The sequence below is a fragment of the Streptomyces sp. NPDC005438 genome (assembly GCF_040606315.1).
Taxonomy (GTDB): Bacteria; Actinomycetota; Actinomycetes; order Streptomycetales; family Streptomycetaceae; genus Streptomyces.
Genome location: NZ_JBEXEP010000007.1, coordinates 1 through 25,719 on the forward strand (window position 1 = coordinate 1; position 25,719 = coordinate 25,719).

24 protein-coding genes are annotated in these 25,719 nt (G+C 69.5%); 13 read left to right on the plus strand and 11 right to left on the minus strand.

Features of this window, described 5'->3' with window-relative positions:
* The coding region (locus ABZT14_RS16015) for a serine/threonine-protein kinase (RefSeq protein ID WP_356302293.1) at window positions 1–644 on the minus strand (644 nt) is incomplete at its 3' end.
* 836 nt (window positions 645–1,480) lie between these two features.
* Window positions 1,481–2,326, minus strand: coding sequence for a menaquinone biosynthesis protein (locus ABZT14_RS16020; protein WP_356302296.1), 846 nt, complete (start codon window positions 2,324–2,326; stop codon window positions 1,481–1,483).
* Window positions 2,327–2,758: 432 nt separating this feature from the next.
* On the opposite strand from ABZT14_RS16020, the gene ABZT14_RS16025 reads away from it, so the two are divergent.
* A complete protein-coding gene (locus ABZT14_RS16025) occupies window positions 2,759–2,962 on the plus strand; it encodes a cold-shock protein (RefSeq protein WP_356302298.1) in 204 nt (67 codons plus the stop codon).
* A gap of 213 nt (window positions 2,963–3,175) precedes the next feature.
* Here ABZT14_RS16025 and ABZT14_RS16030 read toward each other — a convergent pair whose 3' ends face one another.
* A complete protein-coding gene (locus ABZT14_RS16030) occupies window positions 3,176–3,610 on the minus strand; it encodes a hypothetical protein (protein ID WP_356302301.1) in 435 nt (144 codons plus the stop codon).
* Window positions 3,611–3,775: 165 nt separating this feature from the next.
* On the opposite strand from ABZT14_RS16030, the gene ABZT14_RS16035 reads away from it, so the two are divergent.
* Together ABZT14_RS16035 and ABZT14_RS16040 are read left to right on the plus strand one after the other, a co-directional pair.
* Entirely contained in the window at window positions 3,776–4,327 is a 552-nt protein-coding gene (locus tag ABZT14_RS16035; protein ID WP_356302304.1) for a helix-turn-helix transcriptional regulator, read from the plus strand.
* A 50-nt stretch (window positions 4,328–4,377) separates the two neighbouring features.
* Entirely contained in the window at window positions 4,378–4,845 is a 468-nt protein-coding gene (locus tag ABZT14_RS16040; protein ID WP_356302306.1) for a VOC family protein, read from the plus strand.
* 209 nt (window positions 4,846–5,054) lie between these two features.
* Here ABZT14_RS16040 and ABZT14_RS16045 read toward each other — a convergent pair whose 3' ends face one another.
* A complete protein-coding gene (locus tag ABZT14_RS16045) occupies window positions 5,055–5,525 on the minus strand; it encodes an NUDIX hydrolase (RefSeq protein WP_356302309.1) in 471 nt (156 codons plus the stop codon).
* 214 nt (window positions 5,526–5,739) lie between these two features.
* Here ABZT14_RS16045 and ABZT14_RS16050 point away from each other — a divergent pair, with 214 nt between their 5' ends.
* The 6 genes from ABZT14_RS16050 to ABZT14_RS16075 all read left to right on the plus strand — a co-directional run bounded on the left by ABZT14_RS16050 (window position 5,740) and on the right by ABZT14_RS16075 (window position 17,616).
* Window positions 5,740–6,177 (plus strand): GNAT family N-acetyltransferase, encoded by a 438-nt coding sequence (locus ABZT14_RS16050; protein WP_356302312.1) that lies wholly within the window; start codon window positions 5,740–5,742, stop codon window positions 6,175–6,177.
* Between the two features lie 1,105 nt (window positions 6,178–7,282).
* Window positions 7,283–8,086, plus strand: coding sequence for an alpha/beta fold hydrolase (locus ABZT14_RS16055; RefSeq protein ID WP_356302315.1), 804 nt, complete (start codon window positions 7,283–7,285; stop codon window positions 8,084–8,086).
* A gap of 21 nt (window positions 8,087–8,107) precedes the next feature.
* Entirely contained in the window at window positions 8,108–13,162 is a 5,055-nt protein-coding gene (locus ABZT14_RS16060) for an amino acid adenylation domain-containing protein (protein ID WP_356302318.1), read from the plus strand.
* A 207-nt stretch (window positions 13,163–13,369) separates the two neighbouring features.
* Window positions 13,370–15,289, plus strand: coding sequence for a condensation domain-containing protein (locus ABZT14_RS16065; protein ID WP_356302321.1), 1,920 nt, complete (start codon window positions 13,370–13,372; stop codon window positions 15,287–15,289).
* Window positions 15,290–15,993: 704 nt separating this feature from the next.
* Window positions 15,994–16,458, plus strand: coding sequence for a hypothetical protein (locus ABZT14_RS16070; RefSeq protein ID WP_356302324.1), 465 nt, complete (start codon window positions 15,994–15,996; stop codon window positions 16,456–16,458).
* An 81-nt stretch (window positions 16,459–16,539) separates the two neighbouring features.
* Window positions 16,540–17,616, plus strand: coding sequence for an inositol-3-phosphate synthase (locus tag ABZT14_RS16075; protein WP_356302327.1), 1,077 nt, complete (start codon window positions 16,540–16,542; stop codon window positions 17,614–17,616).
* Between the two features lie 275 nt (window positions 17,617–17,891).
* On the opposite strand, the gene ABZT14_RS16080 is transcribed toward ABZT14_RS16075, so the two are convergent.
* The 5 genes from ABZT14_RS16080 to ABZT14_RS16100 all read right to left on the minus strand — a co-directional run bounded on the left by ABZT14_RS16080 (window position 17,892) and on the right by ABZT14_RS16100 (window position 20,918).
* Entirely contained in the window at window positions 17,892–18,389 is a 498-nt protein-coding gene (locus ABZT14_RS16080; protein WP_356302330.1) for a GNAT family N-acetyltransferase, read from the minus strand.
* 507 nt (window positions 18,390–18,896) lie between these two features.
* Window positions 18,897–19,070 (minus strand): DUF397 domain-containing protein, encoded by a 174-nt coding sequence (locus ABZT14_RS16085; RefSeq protein ID WP_356302333.1) that lies wholly within the window; start codon window positions 19,068–19,070, stop codon window positions 18,897–18,899.
* A gap of 329 nt (window positions 19,071–19,399) precedes the next feature.
* The gene (locus ABZT14_RS16090; RefSeq protein ID WP_356302336.1) at window positions 19,400–19,597 is read right to left on the minus strand and encodes a DUF397 domain-containing protein; all 198 of its coding nucleotides are present in this window, start codon (window positions 19,595–19,597) and stop codon (window positions 19,400–19,402) included.
* Between the two features lie 296 nt (window positions 19,598–19,893).
* A complete protein-coding gene (locus ABZT14_RS16095) occupies window positions 19,894–20,079 on the minus strand; it encodes a DUF397 domain-containing protein (RefSeq protein ID WP_356302339.1) in 186 nt (61 codons plus the stop codon).
* A 14-nt stretch (window positions 20,080–20,093) separates the two neighbouring features.
* Window positions 20,094–20,918, minus strand: a complete 825-nt coding sequence (locus tag ABZT14_RS16100; protein ID WP_356302342.1) for a helix-turn-helix transcriptional regulator — start codon at window positions 20,916–20,918, stop codon at window positions 20,094–20,096.
* Window positions 20,919–21,345: 427 nt separating this feature from the next.
* On the opposite strand from ABZT14_RS16100, the gene ABZT14_RS16105 reads away from it, so the two are divergent.
* Complete coding sequence (locus ABZT14_RS16105) at window positions 21,346–21,735, plus strand: hypothetical protein (protein ID WP_356302345.1); 390 nt, start codon at window positions 21,346–21,348, stop codon at window positions 21,733–21,735.
* A 76-nt stretch (window positions 21,736–21,811) separates the two neighbouring features.
* Here ABZT14_RS16105 and ABZT14_RS16110 read toward each other — a convergent pair whose 3' ends face one another.
* Both ABZT14_RS16110 and ABZT14_RS16115 read right to left on the minus strand, forming a co-directional pair.
* Entirely contained in the window at window positions 21,812–22,423 is a 612-nt protein-coding gene (locus ABZT14_RS16110; protein WP_356302348.1) for a hypothetical protein, read from the minus strand.
* A gap of 94 nt (window positions 22,424–22,517) precedes the next feature.
* The gene (locus tag ABZT14_RS16115) at window positions 22,518–23,447 is read right to left on the minus strand and encodes a LysR family transcriptional regulator (RefSeq protein WP_356302351.1); all 930 of its coding nucleotides are present in this window, start codon (window positions 23,445–23,447) and stop codon (window positions 22,518–22,520) included.
* Window positions 23,448–23,565: 118 nt separating this feature from the next.
* On the opposite strand from ABZT14_RS16115, the gene ABZT14_RS16120 reads away from it, so the two are divergent.
* From ABZT14_RS16120 to ABZT14_RS16130, 3 genes are all read left to right on the plus strand, one after another.
* Window positions 23,566–23,772: a hypothetical protein gene (locus ABZT14_RS16120; protein WP_356302355.1), complete on the plus strand. Its 207-nt coding sequence runs from the start codon at window positions 23,566–23,568 to the stop codon at window positions 23,770–23,772.
* Between the two features lie 150 nt (window positions 23,773–23,922).
* The gene (locus ABZT14_RS16125; RefSeq protein ID WP_356302358.1) at window positions 23,923–25,227 is read left to right on the plus strand and encodes a lipase family protein; all 1,305 of its coding nucleotides are present in this window, start codon (window positions 23,923–23,925) and stop codon (window positions 25,225–25,227) included.
* A 248-nt stretch (window positions 25,228–25,475) separates the two neighbouring features.
* Entirely contained in the window at window positions 25,476–25,673 is a 198-nt protein-coding gene (locus ABZT14_RS16130) for a hypothetical protein (protein WP_356302361.1), read from the plus strand.
* Window positions 25,674–25,719 lie beyond the last annotated feature (46 nt).

A 25,719-nucleotide genomic window follows, 5' to 3' on the forward strand; every position in this document is an offset into this window, starting at 1 on the left:
CCGGTGAAGGGGGCGTTGCCGGTGGCGGCGTAGGCGAGGACGGCGCCGAGGGAGAACAGGTCGGTGGCGGGGGTGAGGGGTTGGGCCAGCACCTGTTCCGGCGACATGAACCCGGGGGAGCCGAGGGTGGCCCCGGTGTGGGTGACGGTGGTGGTGGCCTCCATCGCGCGGGCGATGCCGAAGTCGATCAGCCGTGGCCCCTCGGGGGTGAGCAGGACGTTGCTGGGCTTGACGTCCCGGTGCAGCAGCCCCGCCTGGTGGACCTCGTGGAGGGCCTGGGCGAGTCCGGCGCCGAGGGTGCGCAGGGTCTTCTGGGGGAGGGGTCCGTGGTGGTCGATGGCTTGGGCGAGGGAGGGGCCGGCGACGTATCCGGTGGCGATCCAGGGGATGGTGGCGTCGGGGTCGGCGTCGAGTACGGGTGCGGTCCAGGTGCCTTGTACGCGGCGGGCGGCGGCTATTTCGCGGTGGAAGCGGTGGCGGAAGTCGGGTTGTTCGGCGAAGTGGGGGTGGACGACCTTGACGGCGACGGTGCGTCCGCCGGTGGTGCGGCCGAGGTAGACGCGGCCCATGCCGCCGGCGCCGAGGCGGCGGAGCAGGCGGTAGTCCCCGATCGTCCTCGGATCGTCGGGCTCCAACGGTCGCACTGCGTCCCCCTCGCTGCTTCGCGGATCTTCCCCGGGCGTACGGTTCCGGGCCTTCCGTTCCGGTGTCTCCCGGCGTCCGGCCCCGTCACGGCACCCGGGTGTTCCCCCGGTGTTGTTCCCCACCGCGGGCCCCACGCCCCACCGTCCTCGACGGCCAAGAGTCGGACCCTCGCAGTGTCTCGCGGCGTCCCGGTGCGTTTCTCGTCCCGGGGCCCGCTCCCCTCGCACTCCCTCGTACCCGACCGGACCGCCCTGGCGCCAGTGTGGTTCCCGCCGTTGGGGGACGCGCCCGCGCGGCCTCCCCGTGGACGGCGCCCCCGGCCCCGTGACCAGGCGGACCCCCGTCCGGCCCGCCCCGCTCGCGTACGCGGACCCCACGTGAACTCCCCGTGGGTACGGCGGCCGGGTACCGGGCCACGGGGGGCGTGACCCCGCCGACCTTCCCCCGTGGCGGAAACGGTGCCCCTGCCGCCGACGTACCGGTGCCGCACCCGTACTCCCGGGGCGCGCTGGTGGACGGGGAGGGCGGACCGTCGGGGCGGGCGCCCTTCCGACCGCCCCCGAACATGTCCGACGCGTCGCCCGACCTGCGGCGGGGTGCCGCCCGGACGGTGGGGCCGGTGACCGGGTCGCCCCCCGAGGGTGCCGACCGTTCCGTCACCAACCCCCCGGCCGCCCACCGGAGTTGGGCCAGTGGGCGGTACGGGACCGGGTGCCCCGAGGGGCCGGTCAGCCCGTCGGCTGGGGGCGCGGAGTACGCCAGCCGCTGGGGCACCGAAGCGGGTGGCCCCGCCCGGTGGGGGCGCCGGGCGGTGCCGTACGCGGGCCGGGGTGGGTTACAGCAACCGGATACGCGGTTCGGTGGGCAGCCCCAGGTCGCCCCCCACCCGCCGGGCGAACTCCTTCACCCCGGTCAACTGCTCGGGGCCCAGCCGGAAGTCCAGGGTGCGGAAGTACCGTTCCAGCAGCTCCGGCCCGAACGCCTCCCAACGGGCGGTCTGTTCGGCGACCTTGGTGACCTCCTCCAGGGACAGGTCACGGGAGGCGAGGAACGCCCGGTGGACCTCGCGGGTGGTCTCCGGTTCGCGCTCCAGGAACTCGCGCCGTACCGCCCATACCGCGAACACGAACGGCAACCCGGTCCAGTCCTTCCACATCTGACCCAGGTCGTGCACCTCCAGACCCAGCCGGGGGGCGTCGTGCAGCGCGGCCCGCAGGGCGGCGTCCCCGATCAGCACCCCGGCCTGGGCGTCACGCATCATCACGGCCAGGTCCGGTGGGCAGTCGTAGTAGTGGGGGCGTACCCCGTGCCGCTCGTCCAGCAGCAGCCGGGCCAGCCGGACCGAGGTACGGGAGGTGGAGCCCAGCGCCACCCGGGCGCCGTCCAACTCCTCCAGGGGCACCTGGGAGATCACCACACAGGACATCACCGGGCCGTCGCAGCCCACCGCGATATCCGGCAGGGCCACCAGGTCGTCGGCGTTCCGCAGGAATTCGACCAGGGTGATCGGGGCGATATCCAGGTCGCCGTTCACCAGCTGTTCGCTGAGCTTTTCCGGGGTGTCCTTGGACAACTCAAGATCGAGCAGAGTGCCGGTACGGGCCAGACCCCAGTAGAGGGGTACGCAGTTCAGGAACTGGATGTGCCCCACACGGGGGCGTGTGCGCTGCTGTCGGGTCACCCTTGGGAGGGTACGCCCGCCGTCCCGGACCCCCACCCCGCCTCCGGGTACCGGTGCGCGACGGGTGGTCAGGGGCGCTCCGGCGACGGCGAGGGCGGCGCCAGGGGTGGGCCCGGGGGAGTACGGGCAAGTACTGTCGGCGACAGGTCCCCGAGCCCGGACAGCGCCCGGCGAGGAGCGGGGTGAGACCTCGGTCACGGCGCCCGGCCGGCACCCCCGCCGAGCACACATTTCGAGAGCGGGACATCCCATTCCGGGAAGATCCGCAACTCTTCCCCAGCCCACACAGTGCGTGCTAGGCTCCCGCACAAGTTGCAGTTTGGTTTCCCTTGCAGTACAGAGCCTGCGGAGCATGTGACCGCGGGCTCTCGTCGTTTCAGACTTCTTGCAGGTTCTGGGGCAGGGCGACCCTATTAGGCCCAGGGAGGGCTTATGGCTACCGGAACCGTCAAGTGGTTCAACGCTGAAAAGGGCTTTGGATTCATCGCCCAGGACGGCGGCGGTCCCGACGTCTTTGTTCACTACTCCGCTATCAACGCGACTGGTTTCCGCTCTCTTGAGGAGAACCAGGCCGTGACCTTCGACGTGACCCAGGGCCCCAAGGGCCCGCAGGCCGAGAACGTCACCGCGGGCTGATCTCGGAGCCGGTCCCCAGGGCCGGACCCGTGCCCCAAGGAAGGCCCGCCCGGACCGACAGGTCCGGGCGGGCCTTCCGCCGTGTCGGGGCGGCGTACCCCCTCGGCTCGGGGGACGCCTCGGGCCGGGTCCCCTACGCGGGACACCCGCCACCGGGGAAACCGTCGCTTCCTGGGTGCCTCAGCCCCGGATGCCCCCGAGCCCCGGACCCCCTCAGCCCTGGAAGCTGAAGTAGGCGGCCACCACCTCACCGTCCGGGTCGACCAGGTCCATGGACTCGTTCTCCACCCCGTCCAGTACCAGCCGCAGGTCCTCCGCCGGGGGACACAGGGGGTTCTTCTTCCCGCTGACCCACTCCGACTCGTCCAGCTCCAGGGTCAGCTCGTCCGGGGAATGGCCGGTCGCCCGCGCCTCGCACCGCTCCCCGGCCACGGTCTTGAAGATCAGCGTCGCCTCGTGCCGGGTTTCGCTGTCCATCACCGTCACCCGGTCGTCCCCGCTGGGTGTCTCCCAGGTGCCGAGGAAGTCCCGGGGGATCGCCGTGCCGCCCGCCCGGCCCTCGTCCTGGGCCTGGGCGGTACCGACTCCGGCCAGGGTCAACCCGAGGGCCAGCGCCCCGAGTCCGGCCAGGGTCCGCGTACGCGTCATCACAGTGGTTCGCCTTCCTGCCAGGTGGCGCCGTCCTCCGTCGTCCGGGCCGAGGGCCCGGCGTCACGACGCCGGATGAACCGGGGAAGACGCCCCGGCCCGACCACCGGTTCCCGGCGTACGGGGACCCCGTCCGCTGTCGGCGCCGGGTGCCACCATCGGGGTATGAGCCCCACACCCGGTGTCGCCCACGCCCAACGGCTGCGTCGGCTGCGCCTGGCCAAGGACACCATGGACCGGGACTGGGCCCGGCCCCTCGACCTCGACACCCTCGCCGCCGAGGCCGGGTACTCGCGGTACCACTTCCTCCGCGCCTTCCGCTCCGCCTACGGCGAGACCCCCGGGCAGTACCTCTCCCGCCGCCGCGTCGAACGGGCCGAGGACCTGCTGCGTACCGCCGACCTGTCGGTCACCGAGATCTGCCACCTGGTGGGCTTCACCAGCCTGGGCACCTTCCACGGGCGGTTCAAGGAGTTCACCGGGCTCACCCCCGGCCAGTACCGCCGCGTCCACCAGCGGCCCGACGCCGGCCTGATCCCCGGCTGCTTCGTGCTGATGTGGGCCGGCGGCTTCCCCCACCACCGGCCCAGCCCGCCCGTGGAGCGGCGGGACGGGCGGCGGCCGGAGGGCGAGGACCGGGCCCTGGACCAGGACCAGCCCCCGGAGCAGGACCGCAATTTCCGAGAAGCGGACAGCGCCCACCCGCTCCTACCGTGAATCGCGTGGGGCCCGCCTCGGGCCACCTCACGAGACACGGAGACGAGATCATGATCAAGGGCATCGCACTGGTCACCATCTGGACCCTGGACCAGGAGCGCACCAAGCGCTTCTTCATCGACAAGCTCGGACTTCAGGAGCGCGCCGACATGACCATGGGCGACATGCGTTGGGTCACCCTGGGCGCCCCGGACCAGCCGGACGTCCAACTGGCGCTGATGCGCCCGGACGGCCCCACCCTGGACCCCGAGTCCGGCCGCGCCCTCACCGAACTGGTCAGCAAGGGCGTACTGGGCGCCGGCGCCTTCACCACCGACGACTGCCGGGGTGACTACGAGAGGTTCCGCGCCAAGGGCGTGGAGTTCGTCTCCGAACCCCAGGAACGCCCGTACGGCACCGAGGCGGTGTTCCGTGACGACAACGGCAACTGGTACTCCCTCACCCAGCCCAACAAGGACCTGGACCTGTCCAAGGACTGGAACGAGTGCGTCTACGAGGAGGACCCGCCCCGGGACTGACCCGTCCACCCCGACCGCCCGACCCGGTACGCCAACTCGCCCCGTACGGCGGGACGTCGGGCCCGCCACGCCCCGCCCGTGAAGCGCCTCGGCGCCCGGACGGTTCCTCCCCGTACCGGGACGGCCTCGTACCGCCACGGTCCAACCCCCGGGCGACGGAGGGGAGTCGGGGCGCCCCGGCATACGGGGTGCCCTGAGGTGGCCGGGCGTCAGTGCTGGAGCAGGCCCCCGACCGGTACCGGGGGAACGTGACCGGACGCAGGGGCGGTACGGGCCAGGGCGAGGCCGACGTCCACCAGCGAGGAACGGCGGAGGCCGGTCACCTCGGAGACAGGGGTCCACACCGACTCGGCGGTTTCCCCGTTGGGCTCGGGCCGGCTCTCCCCCGCCGTGACACGTACCCGGTAGAAAACGCCGACGTTCTGGTGCTCCACACCCGCCCAGGCGTCCTCCGCGGGGATCACCCGCGAGTCCACCCCCAGCAGCGCCTCGACCACCGCCTCGTATCCCGTCTCCTCGGCCACCTCCCGAACCACCGTGTCGAACGGGTCCTCGGCGTGCTCGACTCCGCCACCGGGCAGGGTCCACGTGGCCTCGCCCTCCGGTGGCATGTGTCGGGCGAGGAGAACCCTGCCGTCTTTCACACACACGGCGTACGCCGCCAATCGAAAGCTCGTCATCGTCACCGATCCTCCCCCATGGACGGTCCAGGCGTCGCGGCGGCCTGAGCATCCGCGACGGCTACGCGGCGGTCCTCCGTGTGGATCAAGGGTGTGAACCCTGTCCAGGCCGGTGAAGGTCGAGGGGGCTCCTTCGCTGGTGGCCCCCGGGCGTGTGGGAAGCGGTTCTCCATGTGCCGGGGTGTGGCGAGCCCCGCTCGGTAGGGTCGGGCGCATGAGCGTTGAGGTCGTGGTGGTCCAGGAGGCGAACGACGAGGTGGTCGGCGGGCTGGCGCGCCTGCTGCCCCAACTATCCGGTACGGCCGGCGTGTTGGACCACCAGACGGCACGGCGACTCCTCGACAGTGGCGCCACCACGGTGCTGCTGGCACGGGTCGGGGGTGAGGTGGTGGGGATGCTGACCCTGGTGGTGTACCCCCTGCTGTCCGGCCTGCGGGCCCGGATCGAGGACGTGGTCGTGGACGAGGCCGCGCGGGGTCACGGCGTCGGCGCTGCCCTGACCGAGGAGGCGGTGCGTCTGGCGGAGGCGGCGGGGGCCCGGACCGTCGACCTCACCTCGCGGCCCTCTCGGGAGGCGGCGAACCGGCTGTACGAGCGCCTCGGGTTCGAAGCCCGTGACTCCCGGGTCTACCGTCGCAGCCTGAACGGTTAAGTGGGACCGTGCCGTCGGGCCGGGCCGACAGGGGTGACGGCTCAGGAGCCCAAGTTCCGGGTACGGATGGGGAGTTGGCTCGACCGAGGGTATCCATGCCTGGCGTCTCGTCCGGGAACGGGGTGTCCGGGCTGGCGAGGTGGTGACGGGTCCGGCGCGTTGCCCCTCCGTCGCGTGCCATACCTGTCGTCCACCGAAGCCTGACGATGCCGTGACGACACTCGGGGCGACCGGGGACCTGTGGTGAGGGGCGGCGGACGGGGCAGGCGATATCGCCGCGAGCCGGTGCCCAGGAGCTCCGCATCCCCACTCGTCATGAGCCGCGTGGGGACCTCACACGGTAGTGAAGCCTTAGTAGACGCCCCTCTGCCCGAGGGATAGGATCCCCGCTGATAATTCGTCAACCGCCAGCAAAAACAGGGCAATAGACAGGAACCTCGGGGTGCATCCCATGGCCGGCGCGAACGCGTGACATCCACAGTGCCACACAAACGGAATTGTCCGGTCGCGCCGTGTGGGTGTCCCTTTTCGCGCCCGCTGGTCCGATTTTGTGCGGGCCCGAGGTTATCCCGAGTTCGCCGATCATGGGTGAACGGCCCTGACGTGGACGGTGCGATCAGGGAATCGGAACTGTTCTGGGAAGTCTCCGTCCACCGGGTCGAGTTGGTGCCGGTTCGGTGGCCCCGGCGTGATGCCGCCAGCCCACCAGGAGCCCTGTATGTCCGCCACGGTTGGTCGGGTCGCTTTCAGAGGGCGCCAACAGGTCTTGCCGGACCGGGTGTTGGGGAGGTCGACCAGCGTCCACCCACTCCGATGTGTCGATGGTCCTCCAGGGCTCCGACGCTCCGGGTGGGTGTTGGTCAACGATCACCGGGTCGTCTGGCGGCCCACCGGAAGGCAGCGGGGCAACCCGAGGACGCCGGACACCCGCGGCACTGCCTCCGGCCACCGTCGCGCTCCAGAAGACGAGGCTCTGATTCACTCGCCCCGATTCTCGGGACCTCTCGAACCGGAACGCCCTTTGCGACGGTCTCGAACTCGGCTACCCGGCAGGCGATCACCCGCATGACGAGTGGCAGCAACCACTGATCAGATGGAGATTCTCATGTCCGTGCGCCCCACCCTCGTCAAGCTGAACGAAAAAGCCGGTAACTCCCCCCTGTTCGCCGTTCACGGTGCCGCCGGCACCTCTTTCCACTATTCCCGGATTGCGCTCATGCTGGAGACGGAATGTCCCGTCCTCGGAATTGAGGCCAGCGGTCTGGAATCAGGTGACACGGTTCTCGACTCCATCGAGGAGATATCGGAATCGTATGTGGACCTGGTTCTCACCACACAGCCCGAGGGCCCCTACCGCCTCACCGGCTACTCTGCCGGCGCGCGCATCGCCTACGCCATGGCCGTACGTCTGGAGGACATGGGTCACGAGGTGGCGGACCCAGTGCTGATCGGAGGTGGTGGGCCGGTCATCACAGGGATCGACGGTCCGGTGGACGAGGCCCGGGCCTTCCACTCCCTCATCGAGTACCCGCTGGAGGAGTTCCGTCAGCTTCCGCCCGAGGTACGCGACCGGCATCTCCTGGAGGTCTACGCCAAGGAGTTCTCGGTGGACCTGGACACCCCCGAGGACGTCGAACTGGTGCGACGCCGCATCGCTGTCTACACGGCCAACTCGCGGGCCCTGTTCAGTTATGACACCCCGTCCTTCGGGGGCGGCGTGGTCCTCGTCGAGTCGGAGGACGAGATCGACGTACACGAGCACGCCCACCAGTGGGCCGAACTCGTCGACGGCGAAGTAACCGTGAAGGTCGTCCCGGGGGGCCACTTCACCATGGTGCTGCGCGAGGTGAACCAGCGGGCCGTCGCCCGCGCCATCGACGCCGCGCTCCAGGGGACAGCCGCCCGCTGAACACGTTGAAGGAACCACCTGATGCACACGACCGACCGACGTGGCCGGACGATTCCCGACCTGTTCGCCGTGACGGCGGCCCAGCGAGGCGACGCTCCCGCGGTCACCGACGGCACCACCGAACTCTCGTACGCGGAGTTGGCCGCCGAGGGGGCGAGGCTGGCCCGGTGGCTCATCGGCGAGCGCGTCGGGCCGGGGAGCACCGTTGGAGTGGCCGTACCCCGGTCTACCGAAGCGGTCGTCGTGTGGCTGGCGGTACTCCAGGCCGGCGCCTCCTACTTCTGGATCGACGTGGACTACCCCGCCGAACGCGTCGCGCACATGGTGGAGGTGGCTGATCCCTCCCTGGTCCTCACCACGGCGGAGACGACCGACCGGTTGGCCCCCCACCTCGGCGGTCGCCGAGGTGTCGGACTCGACGCCATCGAGGGAGAGGTACGTTCGCAGCCCTCCGCCTCCGTCACCGATGACGACCGGACCCTTCCCCTGTCCGCCGACGACACCGCGTACACCATCTTCACCAGCGGTTCCACCGGTGCGCCCAAGGGAGTCGCCGTCACCCACGCGGGCATCGGCAGTCTGGTGGACACCGCAGCGGAACGCCTTGGCATCACCGAGGAGTCGGTGGTGACGCAGTTCGCGTCGATGAGTTTCGACGTGTCGGTCTGGGAACTGTGCATGTCCCTGCTCCTCGGGGGGCGCTGCGTGGTCGTTCCCGCTGAACTCCGGGCCCCGGACCGCGCGTTCGTGGACTTCCTCCGCGCCCACGGGGTGACGGCCAGCGCTATTCCGCCAGCCTTTCTGCGCTACCTCAACGAGCATTCCTCCCTCCTTCAGGATGTCGCCGTCTTCACCGGCGCGGACCGGGTGCACACCGACCTGGTGGATCACTGGACACGGCGGGGGCCGGTCGTCACCGCGTACGGAGTGACCGAGGCGACCGTGAACTCCACGCTGTGGCGGGCGCGTTCGGGGTATGAGGGCACGGCCGCCCCCATCGGCCTGCCGGATCCGGGCACCACGGTCCACATCCTGGACGCGAACCTGTCCGAGGTGCCTCCGGGCGAGGTGGGCGAGTTGTATCTGGGCGGTGACGGACTGGCCCGGGGCTATCTGCGCAACACCCCCCTCACCGGCAGTCGGTTCGTTGCCAACCCGTTCGGTGCCCCCGGTTCGCGCATGTACCGAACCGGCGACCAGGTCGCCCTGGACCCTGAGGGGAACGTCCTGTTCCTCGGCAGGGTCGACGACCAGATCAAGGTGCGTGGTTTCCGCGTCGAACCCGGCGAGGTGGAGTCCGCCCTGGAGGACGTCCCGGAGGTCGAGCAGGCGGTGGTGGTGGCGGTCCCCGACAGCTACGGGGAGGCTCAACTCGTCGCCTATCTGCGTACGGTGGACGGTCGGGACCCCGACGAGGCGGAACTGCGGCGGACCGCCGCGAAGAGGATTCCCGGCTACATGCTGCCGTCCCGACTGCTGTGCGTGGACTCGTTCCCCGTGGCCGTGACCGGCAAGGTCGACCGGAAGGCCTTGGCCTCCCGGGAGATACCGTCCGGCGCACCAGCTCCTTCCCCGTATCCCGAGCACGGCTCGCTGGCGGGCGAACTGTGCGCACTGTTCGCGGAGGTTCTCGGGCAGGCCTCGTTCTCCGGCGAGGAGAACTTCTTCGCCCGGGGCGGCCACTCGCTTCTCGCGACCCGGTTGCTGGGCCAGATCCGCGAACGATACCGCCGAGAGGTCAGCTGGCGCGTCTTCTACGGTTCGCCCACCCCGGCCGGACTGGCGCGCACAATGGCCAGTTGTCCGATCACCCCTGCCTCCGACCCCACCCGGAGCGCCGCGTCCCGTCCCGAAGAGATCCCTCTCGCCCCGGCACAGCGGGGCCTGTGGCTGCTGAACCGGGACAGCCTCGGCGCGGACTCGTACCAGGTCACAGTGGGGATACGGTTGAGTGGCCCGGTGGACGAGAAGGATCTTCGTCTCGCCTGGACGAACACGGTCCGTCGACACGAGATCCTGCGGACGGTCTTTCCCGAGGTGTCCGGCACCCCGGTGCAACGAGTGTGGCCGGTGGACGACGGCAGCGTGCGCTTCGAGACGGTCGAGTACAGCGCGGAGCGGCTGTACCAGGCCGCGCGACACTCCTTCGACCTCACGGCAGAGGTGCCCGCTCGGGTGACGTTCCTCCGTTCCGCGCGGGAATCCCTCCTGCTCTTCGTGTTCCACCACATCGCGGTGGACGAGTGGTCGATCGCCGTTCTTCTCGCCGACTTCCGTACGGCCTACGCCACCGTGATCGGCGACACCGGGACCGGACACCACAGCGGTGAACCGCTTCCTCCACCGACCCAGTACGCGGACTTCACCGTCTGGCACCAGGCCCGCATGGGCGGGCCCGACGACCCGGGCAGCGAAATGGCCCGTCAACTCGAGTACTGGAAGGAGGAGTTGGCCGACCTCCCCGAGGAGATCCCGATGGCCACCGGGGACGACCGGACCTCCACGGAGACCGCATCGGCCGGGACACGGCTCCCCGCCGAGGTGGCTGAGGGCCTGCGTGGTGTGGCGGTGCGGGAGAACTGTTCGGTCTTCATGGTGGTGCATGCGGCTTTGGTGGCGGTGTTGGCGCGTCATGGTGCTGGTGGGGATGTGGTGGTGGGGTGTCCGACGTCGGGTCGTGGGGATGCGTCGGTGGAGCGTACGGTCGGTTATTTCGTGAATCCGGTGGTGCTTCGGGTGCGGGTGCCGGTGGGGGTTTCCCTGCGGGAGTTGTTGCCTCGTGTGGTGGCGGTGGACATTGAGGCTTTCGAGCGGGCTGAGGTTCCGTTCGAGCGGGTGGTGGAGGCGGTGAACCCCCGGAGGGTGGCGGGCCGCAACCCGTTGTTCCAGATCAGCCTCACCCAGACCTATCCGGAATCCGCCGTCCCCGACCTCCCCGGCCTCGACACCGAATGGGCCGACATCCCCACGGACTCCGTGCCGTACGACCTCGCGTTCTCCTTCAACGAACTGTCCGACAGCCCGGGGCTGGGCCTCGCCGCTCGTTTCCGTACCGGCCTCTACGACCGACACCGAGTGGAACAGCTCCTGGAGGACCTGGCCACCACCCTCACCGACCTCGCCAGGGGCTCCACCGCGCCGATCCCCGTGGAGGTGGCGGCAGCCCGGCAGGCGAGTCCACCGGCCCAGGTTCCCCACCTCGATCCCTCAGTGGATCCACGGGTGGTCGACCTGTTGCGGGACATGTTCGGAGAGGTGCTGGACCGGGCTCCGGTCCCGGCCACGGCGAACTTCTTCGACCTGGGCGGACACTCACTGCTAGCGGTCCGCCTCATCGGCAGGGTGCGCGAGCGCTTCAGCTGCCAGGTGTCGCTCAGTTCCCTGTTCCAGGCGCCCACTCCGGTCGAGCTCGCCGGACTGCTTCGGATTCCCGCATGGCCGCCCGCACCGAAGCGGCTGTCCCCGGAGTCGAGGGACGAGCACTCGGGACGGGACGTGTTTCCCCTCGCGCCAGGGCAGCGCGGCCTGTGGTGGTTGGAACGTGAACCCGGCACTTCTGGCGTCTACAACGTGGGCGTCTGCGTACGGTTGCGCGGTTCGGTCAGTGCGGAGGCGACGGCGTGTGCGTGGAGCGACGTCGTGGAGCGCCACGAGATCCTGAGAACCGTCTTTCCGCAGATGGCCGGGATGCCTGTCCAACGCGTGCTGCCTTCCGGCGAGGAGAACCTCCGCTTCTCGTTCATGGACGTCGAAGCCGATGCGGACCTCGTGGCGGCCGAGGAGGAGGCGGTGCGGGAACCGTTCGACCTGGAGTCGGACGTGCCCGCGAGGCTCACCCTGCTCTCCTCGGGGGAGGAGCACGCTCTGCTTTTCGCCTTCCACCACATCGCCATCGACGAGTCGTCCGTCCCGCTCCTTCTGGAGGACTTCGCCCAGGCCTACTCGGCTCGCCTTGAGGGGCGGGTGAACAAGTGGGACTCCACGCCCGCGCGGTACGCCCCCTTCACGCTCTCCCAGCGGCGGCGACTGGGAAGTCAGGACGACCCGGACAGTCCGTTGACCGATCTCCTGGACTACTGGAGCAGGACTCTGGCGGGCGCGCCCGCCACCACGGCGATAGCGGCCGACGGCACTCCGAAGGCCGAGGGGCAGCCGGGAGCCCGCATCCACCGGAGCCTTTCGGCGGACGTACTGCGTGAGCTGCGTGGTGTGGCGGTGCGGGAGAACTGTTCGGTCTTCATGGTGGTGCATGCGGCTTTGGTGGCGGTGTTGGCGCGTCATGGTGCTGGTGGGGATGTGGTGGTGGGGTGTCCGACGTCGGGTCGTGGGGATGCGTCGGTGGAGCGTACGGTCGGTTATTTCGTGAATCCGGTGGTGCTTCGGGTGCGGGTGCCGGTGGGGGTTTCCCTGCGGGAGTTGTTGCCTCGTGTGGTGGCGGTGGACATTGAGGCTTTCGAGCGGGCTGAGGTTCCGTTCGAGCGGGTGGTGGAGGCGGTGAACCCCCGGAGAGTGGCGGGCCGCAACCCGTTGTTCCAGATCAGCCTCACCCAGACCTATCCGGTGCCCCCGCCTCCGCGCGTTCCGGGCGCGGAGGTACGCGACATCGCTCATGTGGGGACCGGCTCGGCCGTGTTCGACCTGGCGTTCACCTGCGAGGAGCGGGAGGCGGACAAGGGCCTCACCCTCGCCCTGGACTACCGCGAGGACCTCTTTCGTGAGCGGACGGCAGACCGGTTGCTCGACGCCCTCGTCGACGCCGTTGGTGGCCTGCTGGACGACGACAGGACGCCGATCGTTCCCGTACTCCGTGAAGAGGAGCCCCCCACCGAGGTGGAGCGGGTCCACGACGGTGACCCGGCCGTGGTGGCCCAGCTGTGCCACATCTTTGGCCAGGTGCTCAGCCGGGAGTCCGTCACCGCTCAGGATGACTTCTTCGAACTGGGTGGTCACTCCCTGCTCGCGACCCGTCTCACCGCCCGCGTACGGGAGTCCCTCGACGTGGACCTGTCCATACGTGATCTCTACGCGACGGCGACCCCCGACGGCCTGGCCGCGCTGATCGCCGCACGGCGGTAGGACCGCTATGGGAGAAGGTGGCGTCCTCGACATTTCCCGGAGGGATCGCGAACACCGGTGCCCACCCGCCCGGTTGGCCGGTGTCCGTTGCGGTCGTGTTTCCCCGAGCGGTTTTGGCAGTCGGAGACGAGCGGGACGGGCGGCCCCTCCTCTGGGCTCGCCCCTTCCCGGATCGTCCGGTGGACAGGAAGAAGGATGAAGCCCCACATGTCACGCACCTCGGGGAACCACACCTCCATGCCCCTCACCTCGGGCCAGATCTCCGCCTGGCTCCTGTTCCACGGGTATCCCGCCACGGGGCTGATGAGGTCGGAACAGTGGCGGTTCCCCGCGCACGTCCGCGAGGAGCACGTGAAAGGCGCGATCCAGGAGATGGTCGCCCGCCATGAAGCGCTTCGCACCACGTTCGCCACCGACGAGGTCGGCCGGCTGGAACAACGGGTCCACGACTTCCACCCGGTCGAGGTCGAGTGGTACGACCGTCCGCCGATCCCCTGGAAGTCCATCAGCGAGGTGGTGGCCGAACTCACCCAGGAGCCCGTCGACATCACCTGTCAGTGGCCCGCCCGGTGGGTCATGGGTCGGCTCACCTCGGGTGACCTGTTCCTCGTCCTGATGGTGCATCACCTCGCCATGGGCGCCCGAGGGGGGCGAGTGATCCGACAGGAACTCGCGGACGTGGCGGGAAACCTCGTGGACGGCGGGTCCGGCAGCGCCGGGCTCTCGACCCACCTGAACCCCCGGGACTTCGTCGCCGAGGAACTGTCGGACCGGGGCGAGCGCACGCGGGAACGGGCTCGCCGGCACATTCGGAGCGTTCTGCGTGGTGTACCGAGCACCCCGTTCCCTCTGGACCTCGGAGCCGACGCCGAGCAGACCGACGCGCCGGGAGAGTCCCCGGCCGGGGAGCGCAGGGTTGTCGGGGAGCTGTACTCCCCGAGGTTGCGGTGGCACGTGGAGAAGCTCTCCGAAGAGTGGGGTGTCCCGGAGTCGGCGATCGTCCTCGCCGGCCTGTCCCAGGTGTTTCGGCGCGTGATTCCCGATGAGCGCGGCCTGGTGTGGCAGGTCTACTCGGACCGGGCCGGACCGGGCAAACGCAACGCGGCGTGCCACGAGCCGGTGATCGGTCTGGTGCGTGCGGTGGAACCGGAGAGCCCCGCCGGGGCTCCGCCGCGCGAAGCCGCCCGAGCGATGTGGGCCGAGATGCTCCGTGCTCTGCGGTACCAGGCGTTCGGCGAGACGGTACTCGTCGAGGAGATCTTCGCGGAGTCGAGGGAGCGGGGTGCCAGGGTCCAGGTCCCCTTCATCTACAACTACATCGCCTTCGGCGGAGGCGCCCTGTGGGACGGGGACAACGTCGCCCTCGACGACGAGGTACTGGACGGGGAGAAGATCAGCGTCAACCACTTCGACCACGCTCCGGGACTCACGTTCACCTGTTTCGTGAGGAGGCTGCCCGGGGCCTTCAAGGTCTCCGTGTACCTGCACGAGCGGTTGTTGGGGGACAACGACCTCCGTGATCTCATGCGGTGCCTCGCCGAGGTCCTCAACGCGGGACCTTCAGCCGAGGTCCCAGCCCTCATGGAGCCCCTGCGCAGGGTGCGACCACAGGAGGACTGGGCCCACCTCTCCGGCAACCGCTGGGCGAAACCCAGCACGGTCGAGGCCGAACTGGGCGGTTTGGCGGGGGTGTTCGACGCCAGGACCGAAACGATCACTGACGACGAGGGTGCACGACTCCACGCCACGGTGCGCGTCCACGACGCGGGACTGCGGGCGGAGAGCCTGCGGCGGCGATCCCTGGGGCTTCTCGACGTCCCTGGCTTCGCCGTTCCCGACACCGTTGACCTCGTCCCGGTTGCCACCTCCGTGGACGCTTCGCAGGCGGAGGATTCCGAGGTCCGGTCTCCGTCGCTCGACGCCCTGGTGAAAGCCCTGGACCCGTTGCTGAACTCGGATGACTGGAGTACGGGCCAGTGCTACTTCGACGCCGGCGGGGAGCTGTCCTCGGTGCCCGCCCTGTTGCTGCGGTTGGAGCGTGCGGGCTGGGAGGGACTGACGTGGCAGGAGATCTGTTCACACCGTCCGGTCAGGGACCTGGCAACCCGTATGCGGCGACGTTCCTGAGGACGACCGGGGTGTGTGCCGTCGTCCCAGGACACCGAAGGCTCTCTGGGTGTGGAGAAGCTCTCGGTGGGTCGGGCGCATGAGCGTGGAGGTCGTGGTCGTCCCCGAGTCCCACGGCGCACCGGTTCAGGCATTTGTGGGCTCGCTCCCTCAATTCGTGTGGGGGACAGACCTGTTGGTTCACCAGGCAGCGCCAGCCCGTGCTCGCGGCGAGGCGAGGGAGGGGCGGTGGTGGTGAGGCTCTCCTCCGCTCTCGAACTCCCCCTCCGTGCCCGCCAGCCCGGGTCGAGGCAATGCCGTGGACGCGGGGGCACACGGCACCGCTTGAGGCCGTTACCGCGAACCGCGTGAGTCCACCTCGTGACCCCGTTGGCCCGTCCGTCGAAGTGTGTGGTGGGGCGATGGGGAACAGCTCAGCTCAGGGGAATCGACGCGGGGGCTCTGGGGCCCCGCAAGGGGTGCAACGAGCCGGTCGGAGGAAAGCGGGGGAAGCGCGGTCCCTCGACTCGACGAGAGGCTTCCCGACGGTTCGACCGACCGCATTCCGCCGGTCGGTAAAGGTCCGACAGTGGGCCAAGGGTGCGGCCTGACGAGCCTTGGTGGGCCGCCTCGAACAAGACTTCCCAACTCCTGGGTTGATCGGTAGGTTGGCGGATCGCTGCCCCGATCTGGGTTGCCGTCAGTTCACACAAGGAGACTTCACCATGCGGGGGTTGGACGGGGAGGCCGCCATCGTCACGGGTGGCACCCAAGGCGTCAGCCAGGAGGTTGACGATCTCTCGCTGGGGGAAGGCGCCAAGACGGCCCTTGCCGACATGCCTCAGGTCCTCGCCCGGGTCATCGAGTTCCCGACCGTGGGTGGCTGTGGTTGGCACGCTCCTGTCGGGGGAATGGACACGGCCCGGGTGATGGGTGTTGCCCGAACGAACCGTGGCGCTTCCGGGGCGGCTCATCGGGGGAGCCGAGGCGACGTAGTCGGTCCGGTGAGAGCAGGGAAGGCACACGGCGAACGCTTCCCGTACGAGGTGCTCGGAAGGTCACGGGAGTCGACTGACAGGTATTGCGGGAACGGTGGCCCACACGCCCACAGGTGGCTGGTGGATCGCGTGGAGGACCCCTTCACCTTTTTCCAGCACGGCGATGTCGGATTCGTCCTGGGCAGAATTTGACGGTTGGCGCAGTTCATATCGCGACGTAGCGCGACCACCATCATTGTTTGGCATTTCCTTTATTTTCCTGGGGGAGGACCCATGGGCGAAATCAGAGTTGCTCTGGCGGGCATAGGATCCTGTGCCTCAAGTCTCGTGCAGGCGGCTGAATTCGTCCGGCTGGGCAGCGGGGCCATGAACGGCATCATGTACGAACATATCGGCGCCTACCGGGTGAGCGACATGCGGTTCGTCGCGGCCTTCGACGTCGATCGCCGGAAGGTCGGTCTGGACCTGGCGAAGGCGATCGTCGCCCCGCCCGTTGCCGCGGAGATCCATGTCGACGTCGAACCGAGCGGGGTCTCGGTGGAGGTCGGGCCCCTGTTGGACGGTGTCGACGGCAACCTGGTCGACGTCATCGAGCCGGATCCGTCCAGCCTGGAGACGACCGTCGACGACGTGGCCGCCCGGCTGGCGGTGGTCGAGGCGGACGTACTGGTGTGCCTGCTGCCAACCGGTGCCACCCAGGCCGTACAGGCCTACGCCCGCGCCGCGGTGCAAGCCGGCGTCGCCTTTATCAACGCGACGCCCGAACGAGTCGTCCACGACCCCGAGATCGCGGCGGCCTTCGTGAGCGCCGGTGTGCCGCTGCTCGGCGACGACCTGCGCAGCCACCTGGGCGCCACCACCCTGCACACCGCGCTGATCGAGCTGCTGAAGTCGAGGGGGCTGACCGTCGCGAACACCTACCAGTTGAATGTCGGCGGTAACACCGACTTCCTCAACCTGGCCGACCCCAAGCGCGCGGCCGGCAAGATGCGGACGAAGCGCAGCGCCCTACACACGGCCGGAATCGACGCGAGTAGTGTCTCCGCCGGCCCTAACGGATTCGTGGAGTATCTGGGCGACGACAAGACCTGCTTCATCCGTATCGAGGCGACCTCGGTCCTGGACTCCAATCTCGTCCTCGACGTCCGTATGCAGGTCGAGGACAGCCCCAACGCGGCCGGTGTACTGGTGAACGCGGTGCGTGTGGCGAAGGTCGCCGCCGAGCAGGGCCACGTCGGCTCGGTCGACGAAGTGTGCGCCTTCCTCTTCAAGAATCCGCGTGTGGGCGCCCAGGAGTCGGTCGGGCTACGCAAGTTCCGCGAGTACGTCGACGCCGCCGCCCGGAACTGACCACGAGGGTCCGACGGCAGCGCGTCGGGGCCGCGCTCTCGACCGGCCGGTGGCCGGGTACGGAGCCACAAGGCTGGCCCCGTTGGCGAGGTGCCGGACGAGATGGGGCGCGTGTGCGTCGCCGGTGGCCCTGGCCGGTGGCTGATGTGGCCCGGGGCCCGCTGGCCACCGGGTTACGAGCCGTGGGGGAAGGGCCAACCGCCTCGCGGGGCTCGGAGTTCATTCCCTCGCGGACCCCGGCCGTTACCCCCGAGTGCGGGTGGGTGGCCCCGACGTCACGGTGCGGGAGACCGTGCCCCGAATTGGAGGCGGGGGTCGGACCAGCTGCCTTCCGGTCGCGTAGCTACATGCAGTAACGCGGTCTTGTGAGGGAGTTCGATTTCTCGGACGGGGTTCATCCCGGCTTTGACCATCACCTTGGACACCGCCACGTTCCTGATGTTCGGCTCACCCACGACCCGTCGGGCCCTGGCGTACTGACGGAAGAGTGACGCGACCAACTTCGGTACGAACATGCTGCCGATCCCACGGCCGATGAACTCGTGGTCCACCACGGCGATATGGAACCCGAGGTCGTGGCTGGTCCAGTCGCCGAACTCCGCGAGGTTCGAGTGGAGGACCTCGTAGATCTCGACGTAGGCGTACTCCTCCTCCCCACGGTGGACAAGGAAGGGACGGGTGTGGCCACCGCGGATCTGTTCACGCAGCTCCTCGGTCCACTGTTCGGGGGGCCATGCCTGGTCCCAGGAATCGATCAGATAGGTCTGGCCCATCCAACGAGACAGTTTCTCGCCATCTTCGGGCGTTCCCCGCAGCGGTATCGCTGACCATGGAGTAGGAAGTTCCAGGCGGGGCTCGATCACGATGGCTCCCTGCGTGTGTGTGGCTGTGTCTCGGCCATTCCATCGGTTGCGGCCAGAGGCTGTTCGGGGAAGCTGTCCGTGGCCCCGTCTTCCCCGTGCCGTGTGGAATCCACGAACATATGTGGACGGAAGGCGGCGAGTAAAGTGCCGCGATCAAGGGTTTCACCGAGGCATCACCCCGTGGCGGCGGGGCGACCGCCGGGTCGGGGTGAGGCCCTCGTCGAGACCGCCCGAGCCGAGAGCCGTCTTGGCTGGTGAGGGCCCGTGGAGTGACAGAGGAGTCTTCTCCACCACTCGGGAGCGGGGCGGTGGAGAGGGCGAGTGCGCCCGATGCTGAGGGAGACAGTCGCGGAGTCGTTGTGCCCTTGCGTACGTCCCAAGCCCCTTACGTGGGCGGGGAGTTGGCCGCCGGTGGGGTTAGGCCTTGAGCTTCTGGGTGAAGGTGGTCCAGGCCTCGGGGGTGAGGGTGAGTTGGGGGCCGTGGGGTGTCTTGCTGTCGCGTACGAGGGTGGTGGGGAGGTTGGTGGCGACTTCGACGCACGCGCCGCCGTTGGTGCTGTGGGAGGGCTTGTGCCAGATGGGCTCGTTCATCGCTCGGTGTCCCTTCGTACCTGCGTGATCAGGGCTGTGGGATGGGCCAGGGGATGGAGCTTGGGCTCGTCTTGATGGTAGGAGCGGGGGTGGGGTTGGGAGGGTTTGTTCGCTCACCTGACGGGCTTTGACGGTGGATTTGGCCGGGGGTGCGGCCTTGACGTTCGGGTTGGTCGCGGTGCTGAGCGGGTGGGGACGCGAACGACGAAGCCCCCGCGTCTCCCGTGCCTTGGTGGGCGGGGTGCGGGGGCTTCGTTCCGCCGGTTCGCTTCAAGTCGCGGTCGTGGCGGGGTAGTTCAGGGGCGGGCTTCGCCTGGGTGTGGGTGTGTTCAGCCCTTGAGGTCCTGGACGAAGGCGTGCCAGGCGGTGGGGGTGAGGGTCAGCTCGGGGCCATGCGGCGTCTTGCTGTCCCGCACGGGAACGACACCCGAGGTCGACACGGACGACGGCGCCCACTCCACGCAGCTCCCACCTCCGTTGCCGGAGTAGCTGGACTTCACCCAAGTACGGGTCGGGTCGGTGTTCATGTGGGAGTCCCTCCAGAGGCTTGGCGTGGTTGTTCCTGGTACGAGACCTGTCAGCACAGGCCCGTAAGCGGCTGAGGTCGCTGACGAGGTGCTGTAGCTGGTCTGTCCATTCTGGAGGGGAGTCGAACCACGGCCATGGCACGCCTTCGCCGGATGAGCCTGGTGCCTGGCACGAAAGCCCCCGCGTCTCCCGTGCCTTGGTGGGCGGGGTGCGGGGGCTTCGTTCCGCCGGTTCGCTTCAAGTCGCGTTTGCGGCGGGGTAGTTCAGGGGCGGGTTCGCCTGTGTGCGGGTGCGTTCAGCCCTTGAGGTCCTGGATGAAGGCGGTCCAGGCGGCCGGGGTGAGGGCCAGCTCGGGGCCGTTCAGCGCCTTGCTGTCCCGCACGGGAACGATGCCATCGGTGGTGACGAGGTTCGTGGCGACCTCAACGCAGTCGCCGCCGTTGGAGCTGTAGGAGGACTTGTGCCAGCTGGGCTCGTTCATCGCGGGGGATCCCTTCATGCCTGCTTGATCAGGGCCACAGAGTCGGCTTGCGACAGGGCTTCGGCCTGTAGTTGATGGTAGGCCGTCAGAAGCGGTAGCACGGCCGTGGGCTCTCGTTCCACATGCCCCTTCACCTGCGATTCACCGTACGCGACGACAGAACGGTCCGCCAACGTCAATAGGTTTACCGGGAGGTTGAAGGGCCTCAGGGCCCCGAGGGTGTGGGGGGCCACCTGTACCACCCAGTTGGGGAGGGCTGCTATCTCTACCAACCGTTGAAGCTGCGCGCTCATGATCTCCGGCCCTCCGATGGGGTGGCGGAGGCAGCTCTCGTCCATCACAACGAGGACCATCGGGGGTTTGGGGCGATCCAGAGCGGCCTGCCGTTCGGCTACGAACGAGACGCGTTCGGTTGCCTTGTTGGGAGTGATGGCCCCTCGATGTACGTCGGCCTCCGCCAACGCCCGTGCGTACTCCGGTGTTTGGAGCAGCCCTGGAATGAGGCCGATCTGGAACAGCCTGATCTCGACTGCTCGCCCCTCGTATCCGACGTACTCCGGGAAGCCCTCCAACAGCACCCCGTGGGTCAACTCACGCCAGAGACGCTCGAACGAATCCGCCGTACCGGCCAGGTCGAACGTCTCGTCAGCGCTACGCGAGAAGCGCAAGGTTGGAAGCTTGCGGCCAGTTTCGACAGCGCTGATGTGGGTGCTGGAATAACCCATGAGGGACGACAAGTCCTCCTGTTTCCAGCCGCGTTGCTCTCTCCATGTGCGTAACCGCGCCCCGAAAGCGGCTTGAGGAGAACTGTCCGGGCTCAACTCCTTGATGTTGACCACGACACGGCCCAACTTTCCGTTCCTGTCTGACAGGTTGCTCGACCAGCAAGGCTAGGCCACGCTGAGACCGCTTGGTAGTGGCAGCGCTACGGAGAGGTACGTCGTCTGTGGTGCACCGCTTCAACGAACGTCGCCCCTGGTGGGTGCTCATCCCTGCCAGGAATCTCCCGCCAGGGGCGACCTCCAACCTCCGTGGAGAAAGAAGGAGTTGACCCATTATGGACGAGACGGCGACCCCACCACTACCGGAACGCACACTGCCCCCGGCGCACTGCGACCGGTGCGGGCACTGGGCGGAGGAACCCGTTCTCATCGTCGCGATCCGGCTCGCCAACGGACCGGGGAAGGGGCACGTCGGGTGCCGTGACCGGTTGGAGGAGAGGGCGGGGTTCCGCCAGCCCCTCCGTGCGGTGACGGGGGTGGCCGCGTGATCTCCGACGCCGTATCAGACACCGACGCCGTATCGGGTGCCGCGCCCCAGGTCGGGCCGGCGAACCTCCGCCTGCTTCCGTGGACCGACGCGGCGGGGCGGGCGTGCTACCTGAAGCAGGGGCGTACACCCGGCTACGTCTCGCGCATGGCCGACAAGGTGGAGGCCGAGCAGATCGACAACGCGCGGGAGTGCGTGGAGTACGCGGACGAGGTGCTGGCCGACGAGGAGCCGGACGAGGCCGAGTTGCTGTTCCTGGTCGAGCCGATGAGGGACGCCCTGCGGGACCTCCTGCGGGTCATCAGGTCCCGGGAGGACCGGCTCCCGGACGGGGAACCGGACGAGGAACCGGACGAGGAGGAGGACGCGGGGGAGGCCTCCGGCTGACCGCCCCGTTCACCGGAGGACCCCCGCACCGTGAGCCGGTACGGGGGTCCTCCGGGGTGGGCCGCTGGTGGGCCGGTCAGTCGCGGGGGCCGTCGACCTTGCCGAAGCCGCCGTTGCCGCCCTCCCAGCGCAGGGTGTAGAGGCCGGCATCGCTGTTGTAGAGGAACACGACCTTGTCGCCCTCGTCGGTGATGCTGGTGTCCTGCCAGCCGTCGAAGCCCTCGGTCATGTTGATGTCCCACTTGGTGAGGTTCCCGGTGCCCACTCCGGCGACGGACTCCTGGGGCGGCTCGCCGTCCGAGCAGTACAGGCCGAAGTCGGCGATCAGGGAGACGGTGCCGTTCTTCTCCTCCAGGCCCACGCCCTGGCAGAGGTCGGCCTTGGACTTGTAGAGGGTCTTCCAGGCGCTCCACTCGGTGGAGTCGGCGGTGGTGTGCCGCTCCCGTACGCCGGTGCCCTTGACCAGCTTGACCTGGACCTTGCGGCCGTCGCTGAGCTTGAGCGTGGACTGGTAGTCGTCGTCGGCCCGCCGCTCGGTCTGCTGGGTGGTGCTCGGAGGCGTGCCGCCGTTCTGGTCGTCGCCGGCAAGGGCCACGCTGGTTCCGTAGCCGGTGGCGAGCAGACCGGTGGCGGCCAGGGTGGCCAGTGCGGCCCGACGTGACGTACGTGTCCCCACGATGTTCCTCACCGTTCCTCGATTCCTGTAGGGGGTGGTTCGGTGCCAAGACCCACCAGGGACGGTGAGGGTTGTACGGGATACGGAATCTGTGGAGGCCCCTGGTTCAGGCGGTGTCGAGCTGGCCGGCCACCCGTTCCAGTTCCTCCAGGGCGGCGGTGACCGCCGGGTTCGCGTCCGCCCCGGACCGGGTGACCGTGATCAGCTTGCGGCGGGGGCGGGGCGCGCTCCCCAACCGGACGCGGCGGACCGGCAGTTGCTCCGAGAGGCACGCCAGCCGGGGCACCAGGGCCACCCCGAGGTCGTGCGCCACCAGGTTGGCGACCGCGTTCCACTCCAGGGCGTAGTGGGAGACCTGGGGGTTGAACCCGGCCGCGCCGCAGGCCGACATCACGTGCTCCCGGCAGGTCACCCCCGGCATGGAGAGGACGAACTCCTCCCGCGCGGCGTCCGCCAGGGCCACCGATCCGGGCTCCCGCTCGTCCCGGGCGGCCAACGGGTGGTCCTGGTGCACCAGCAGGTCGAAGGGGTCGTCCAGCAGGGGCCGCTGGTCGAAACGGCTGTCGCCGCTGGGCGGGTTGCTGGCCACGGCCTCCACCACGGTCAGGTCCACCTCGCCGTCGAACAGTTCGTCGAAGGCCTCGTGTGGCTCCAACTCCCGTACGCGGGCGGTCAGTCGGGGGTGGCGCTCTCGTAGGGCGGCCACGGTCGGGGCCAGCAGCCGGGAGACGGCCACCGGGAAGCCGGCCAGCCGCAGGAGTCCGGCCGGGGCCCGGTCCGCCATCCGCAGTTCGGCCTCGGCCCGCTCCCAGCGGGCCTCGATGGCGTCGGCGTGCTCCAGCAGTCCCAGGGCGGCGGGGGTCAGCCGTACCCGGCGGCCGTGGGGTTCCAGCAGGGTGACGTCGAGTTCCCGGCCGAGCTGGCGGATCTGCTGGGAGGCGGCGGAGGGGGTGAAGTGCAGGGCCTCCGCCGCGGCGGTGACCGTGCCGTAGTGCGCGACCGCGCGGAGGACCCGGAGCCGGCGTACGTCAATCATGTAGTCGAGGCTTCACGGTTCCGTGCGGAAAGTCAACCTGGACCTGGGGGGTTCCCGCCCCCAGTCTGGAAAGCACGGGCAGCCGCCCGGACCCGTACCACCCGAGGAGGAATGCGGCGTGACCAGCAGATGCCCCCACTGCGGATGGCCGGACGCGGAGCCGTTCCAGGTCGTCTCCCGCCACCACACCGGCCGGGGACAGACCGTGTGGACCCGGTGCGGCTGCGGCTCGTTGCAGATCCGTTCCGTCGACGAGACCGGAGTACGGGTCCTCAGCCGGGGAGCCCCCTCCGAGCCGGCCTCGGACTACTGCGACAGCCAGTGAGCCACCCCGGTGGTGGGGAACACTCACTTCGGTGAGTGTTCCCCACCACGAGCGGGCGCGAGTTGGACGTACCGGGGTCTACGCAAGCGGCCTCCGCCTGGCTACCGTTCGGGCAGTCAACCCAGCACCTTCCGCCGTTGGGGGAGTCGCATGACCAGACCGTCACCGCACAACGGAGCGCGGTGGGGAGCGGCCGTCGCCGTCCTCGCGCTCTCCACCCTCGCGCTCACCGGCTCGGCCGGTGCCCGGGAGGCGACCACCACAGACCGCACCGGCAACGCGGACCAGGCCCGCGACGGTGAGCGGGGTGGCACGACCCCGGGGAAGAAGACCAAGGCGCCCCGCACCGCCCACCCGGGCGACATCGTCAGCGCCGAACCCTCCTCCTACCGGCCGCTGCCGGACCTGCCGTCCGACGCCAAGGCGTGGAAGATCCAGTACCGGTCCACCGACGCGAACGGCCAGCCCAACGTGGTGTCCGGCACGGTGATCATCCCCGACGACGACCGCACCGGTCCCCGTCCCCTGATCACCCACGCCGTGGGCACCGTCGGCCTGGGCGACCAGTGCGCCCCCTCCGCCGGCTTCCACGACGGCTCCACCCGCGAGGGCGCGCTGATCCACGGCGCCGTCCAGCGGGGCTGGGCCGTCGCCATCACCGACTACCAGGGCCTGGGCACCCCCGGGGACCACGCCTACACCGTCGGGCCGGCCGCCGGTTCGGCCGTACTGGACGCGGCACGCGCCGCCCAACGGCTCCCCGACTCCGCCGGGTTGGGCGTGAGCACCGACTCCCCGGTGGGCCTCATGGGCTACTCCCAGGGCGGGCAGGCCAGCGCCTGGGCCGCCGAGATGCACCACTCGTACGCCCCCGAACTGAAGGTCAAGGGCTCCGCCAGCGGCGGCACCCCCGCCAACCTGTTCAAGGTCGCGGAGGCCAACAACGGCGGCGACCACGCCGGGTTCCTGCTGATGGCGGCGGTCGGCTTCAACGCCTCGTACCCCGAACTGGACCTGGACAAGTACTTCAACGACCGGGGCAAGAAGCTCACCGACGAGGCCCGGAACCAGTGCGGCGGCGACATCCTGGCCGCCGCCAAGGGCGTACGGATCGAGGAGCTGACCACCACCAACCCCCTCGAACAGCCCGACTGGCAGCAGCGGTTGGGGGAGTCCACGCTCGGCACCAAGAGCCCGGGCGTACCGGCCCTGCTCTACCACAGTGACGCCGACGAGATCATCCCGTTCGAGGTGGGCCGGAAGCTGCGGGCCGACTGGTGCGCGGCCGGCAACCCCACCGACTGGTACACCTTCCCCGGCCTCAGCCACACCACCGCCGCCATGAACGGCTACGGCTGGGCGCTGGAGTGGATGAACGACCGCTTCGAGGGCAAGCCCCAGGACGGCTGCGGCACCAACAAGCTGCGCGTCGGCAAGGCGTCGTCGGCGCGGTAACCGCAGGAGTGGAGCCCCCAACGGCCCGCCGGTGACCGGCCGTTGGGGGAGGCGGGGGCGCGGCGTCGCTGGGCGCGCCCCCGGTCGCCGGTCCCGAGCCGGTCGCCCCGCACGGGTCGCCCTGTTGGCCTGTGCTGGTCGCCCCGCGCGGGTTGCCCCGCGCGGGTTGCCCTGCGGGGTGGAGCGGTACGGAGCGGATGCCCTACCGTCGGGCGGGCCCGTCCGGCGTCCCCCAGCGAGGAGTTCCCGTGCCCACCCCACCGCGCGCCACCGGCCCCCGGGACCTGCTGCGACGGCACGGTACGAGCCTGCGGATCGCGGCCTGGCTGGCCGCCACCGTCTGCTGGGTGGCCGCCTACGTGACCCACGAGCCCCTGCTGTACCTGCCCCTCGGGGTGGTGGCGGTCGCCACCCTGCTCGCCACCGCCCTCCGCCGCCGCGACTGAGGCCCCCTCGGTCGGCGCCCCCGGAGCCGGGTGCCGGCTGGAGGCC

Excerpts from the sequence above, each read along its gene's own strand:
- ABZT14_RS16055 (WP_356302315.1), top strand. The coding sequence starts at position 7,283 with ATGTCCGTGCGCCCCACCCTCGTCAAGCTGAACGAAAAAGCCGGTAAC.
- ABZT14_RS16040 (WP_356302306.1), top strand. The coding sequence starts at position 4,378 with ATGATCAAGGGCATCGCACTGGTCACCATCTGGACCCTGGACCAGGAG.
- ABZT14_RS16090 (WP_356302336.1), bottom strand. The coding sequence starts at position 19,597 with ATGAACACCGACCCGACCCGTACTTGGGTGAAGTCCAGCTACTCCGGC.
- ABZT14_RS16050 (WP_356302312.1), top strand. The coding sequence starts at position 5,740 with ATGAGCGTTGAGGTCGTGGTGGTCCAGGAGGCGAACGACGAGGTGGTC.
- ABZT14_RS16085 (WP_356302333.1), bottom strand. The coding sequence starts at position 19,070 with ATGAACGAGCCCATCTGGCACAAGCCCTCCCACAGCACCAACGGCGGC.
- ABZT14_RS16115 (WP_356302351.1), bottom strand. The coding sequence starts at position 23,447 with ATGATTGACGTACGCCGGCTCCGGGTCCTCCGCGCGGTCGCGCACTAC.
- ABZT14_RS16065 (WP_356302321.1), top strand. The coding sequence starts at position 13,370 with ATGTCACGCACCTCGGGGAACCACACCTCCATGCCCCTCACCTCGGGC.
- ABZT14_RS16070 (WP_356302324.1), top strand. The coding sequence starts at position 15,994 with ATGCGGGGGTTGGACGGGGAGGCCGCCATCGTCACGGGTGGCACCCAA.
- ABZT14_RS16060 (WP_356302318.1), top strand. The coding sequence starts at position 8,108 with ATGCACACGACCGACCGACGTGGCCGGACGATTCCCGACCTGTTCGCC.
- ABZT14_RS16030 (WP_356302301.1), bottom strand. The coding sequence starts at position 3,610 with ATGACGCGTACGCGGACCCTGGCCGGACTCGGGGCGCTGGCCCTCGGG.
- ABZT14_RS16095 (WP_356302339.1), bottom strand. The coding sequence starts at position 20,079 with ATGAACGAGCCCAGCTGGCACAAGTCCTCCTACAGCTCCAACGGCGGC.
- ABZT14_RS16125 (WP_356302358.1), top strand. The coding sequence starts at position 23,923 with ATGACCAGACCGTCACCGCACAACGGAGCGCGGTGGGGAGCGGCCGTC.
- ABZT14_RS16080 (WP_356302330.1), bottom strand. The coding sequence starts at position 18,389 with ATGGGCCAGACCTATCTGATCGATTCCTGGGACCAGGCATGGCCCCCC.
- ABZT14_RS16025 (WP_356302298.1), top strand. The coding sequence starts at position 2,759 with ATGGCTACCGGAACCGTCAAGTGGTTCAACGCTGAAAAGGGCTTTGGA.
- ABZT14_RS16035 (WP_356302304.1), top strand. The coding sequence starts at position 3,776 with ATGAGCCCCACACCCGGTGTCGCCCACGCCCAACGGCTGCGTCGGCTG.
- ABZT14_RS16075 (WP_356302327.1), top strand. The coding sequence starts at position 16,540 with ATGGGCGAAATCAGAGTTGCTCTGGCGGGCATAGGATCCTGTGCCTCA.
- ABZT14_RS16045 (WP_356302309.1), bottom strand. The coding sequence starts at position 5,525 with ATGACGAGCTTTCGATTGGCGGCGTACGCCGTGTGTGTGAAAGACGGC.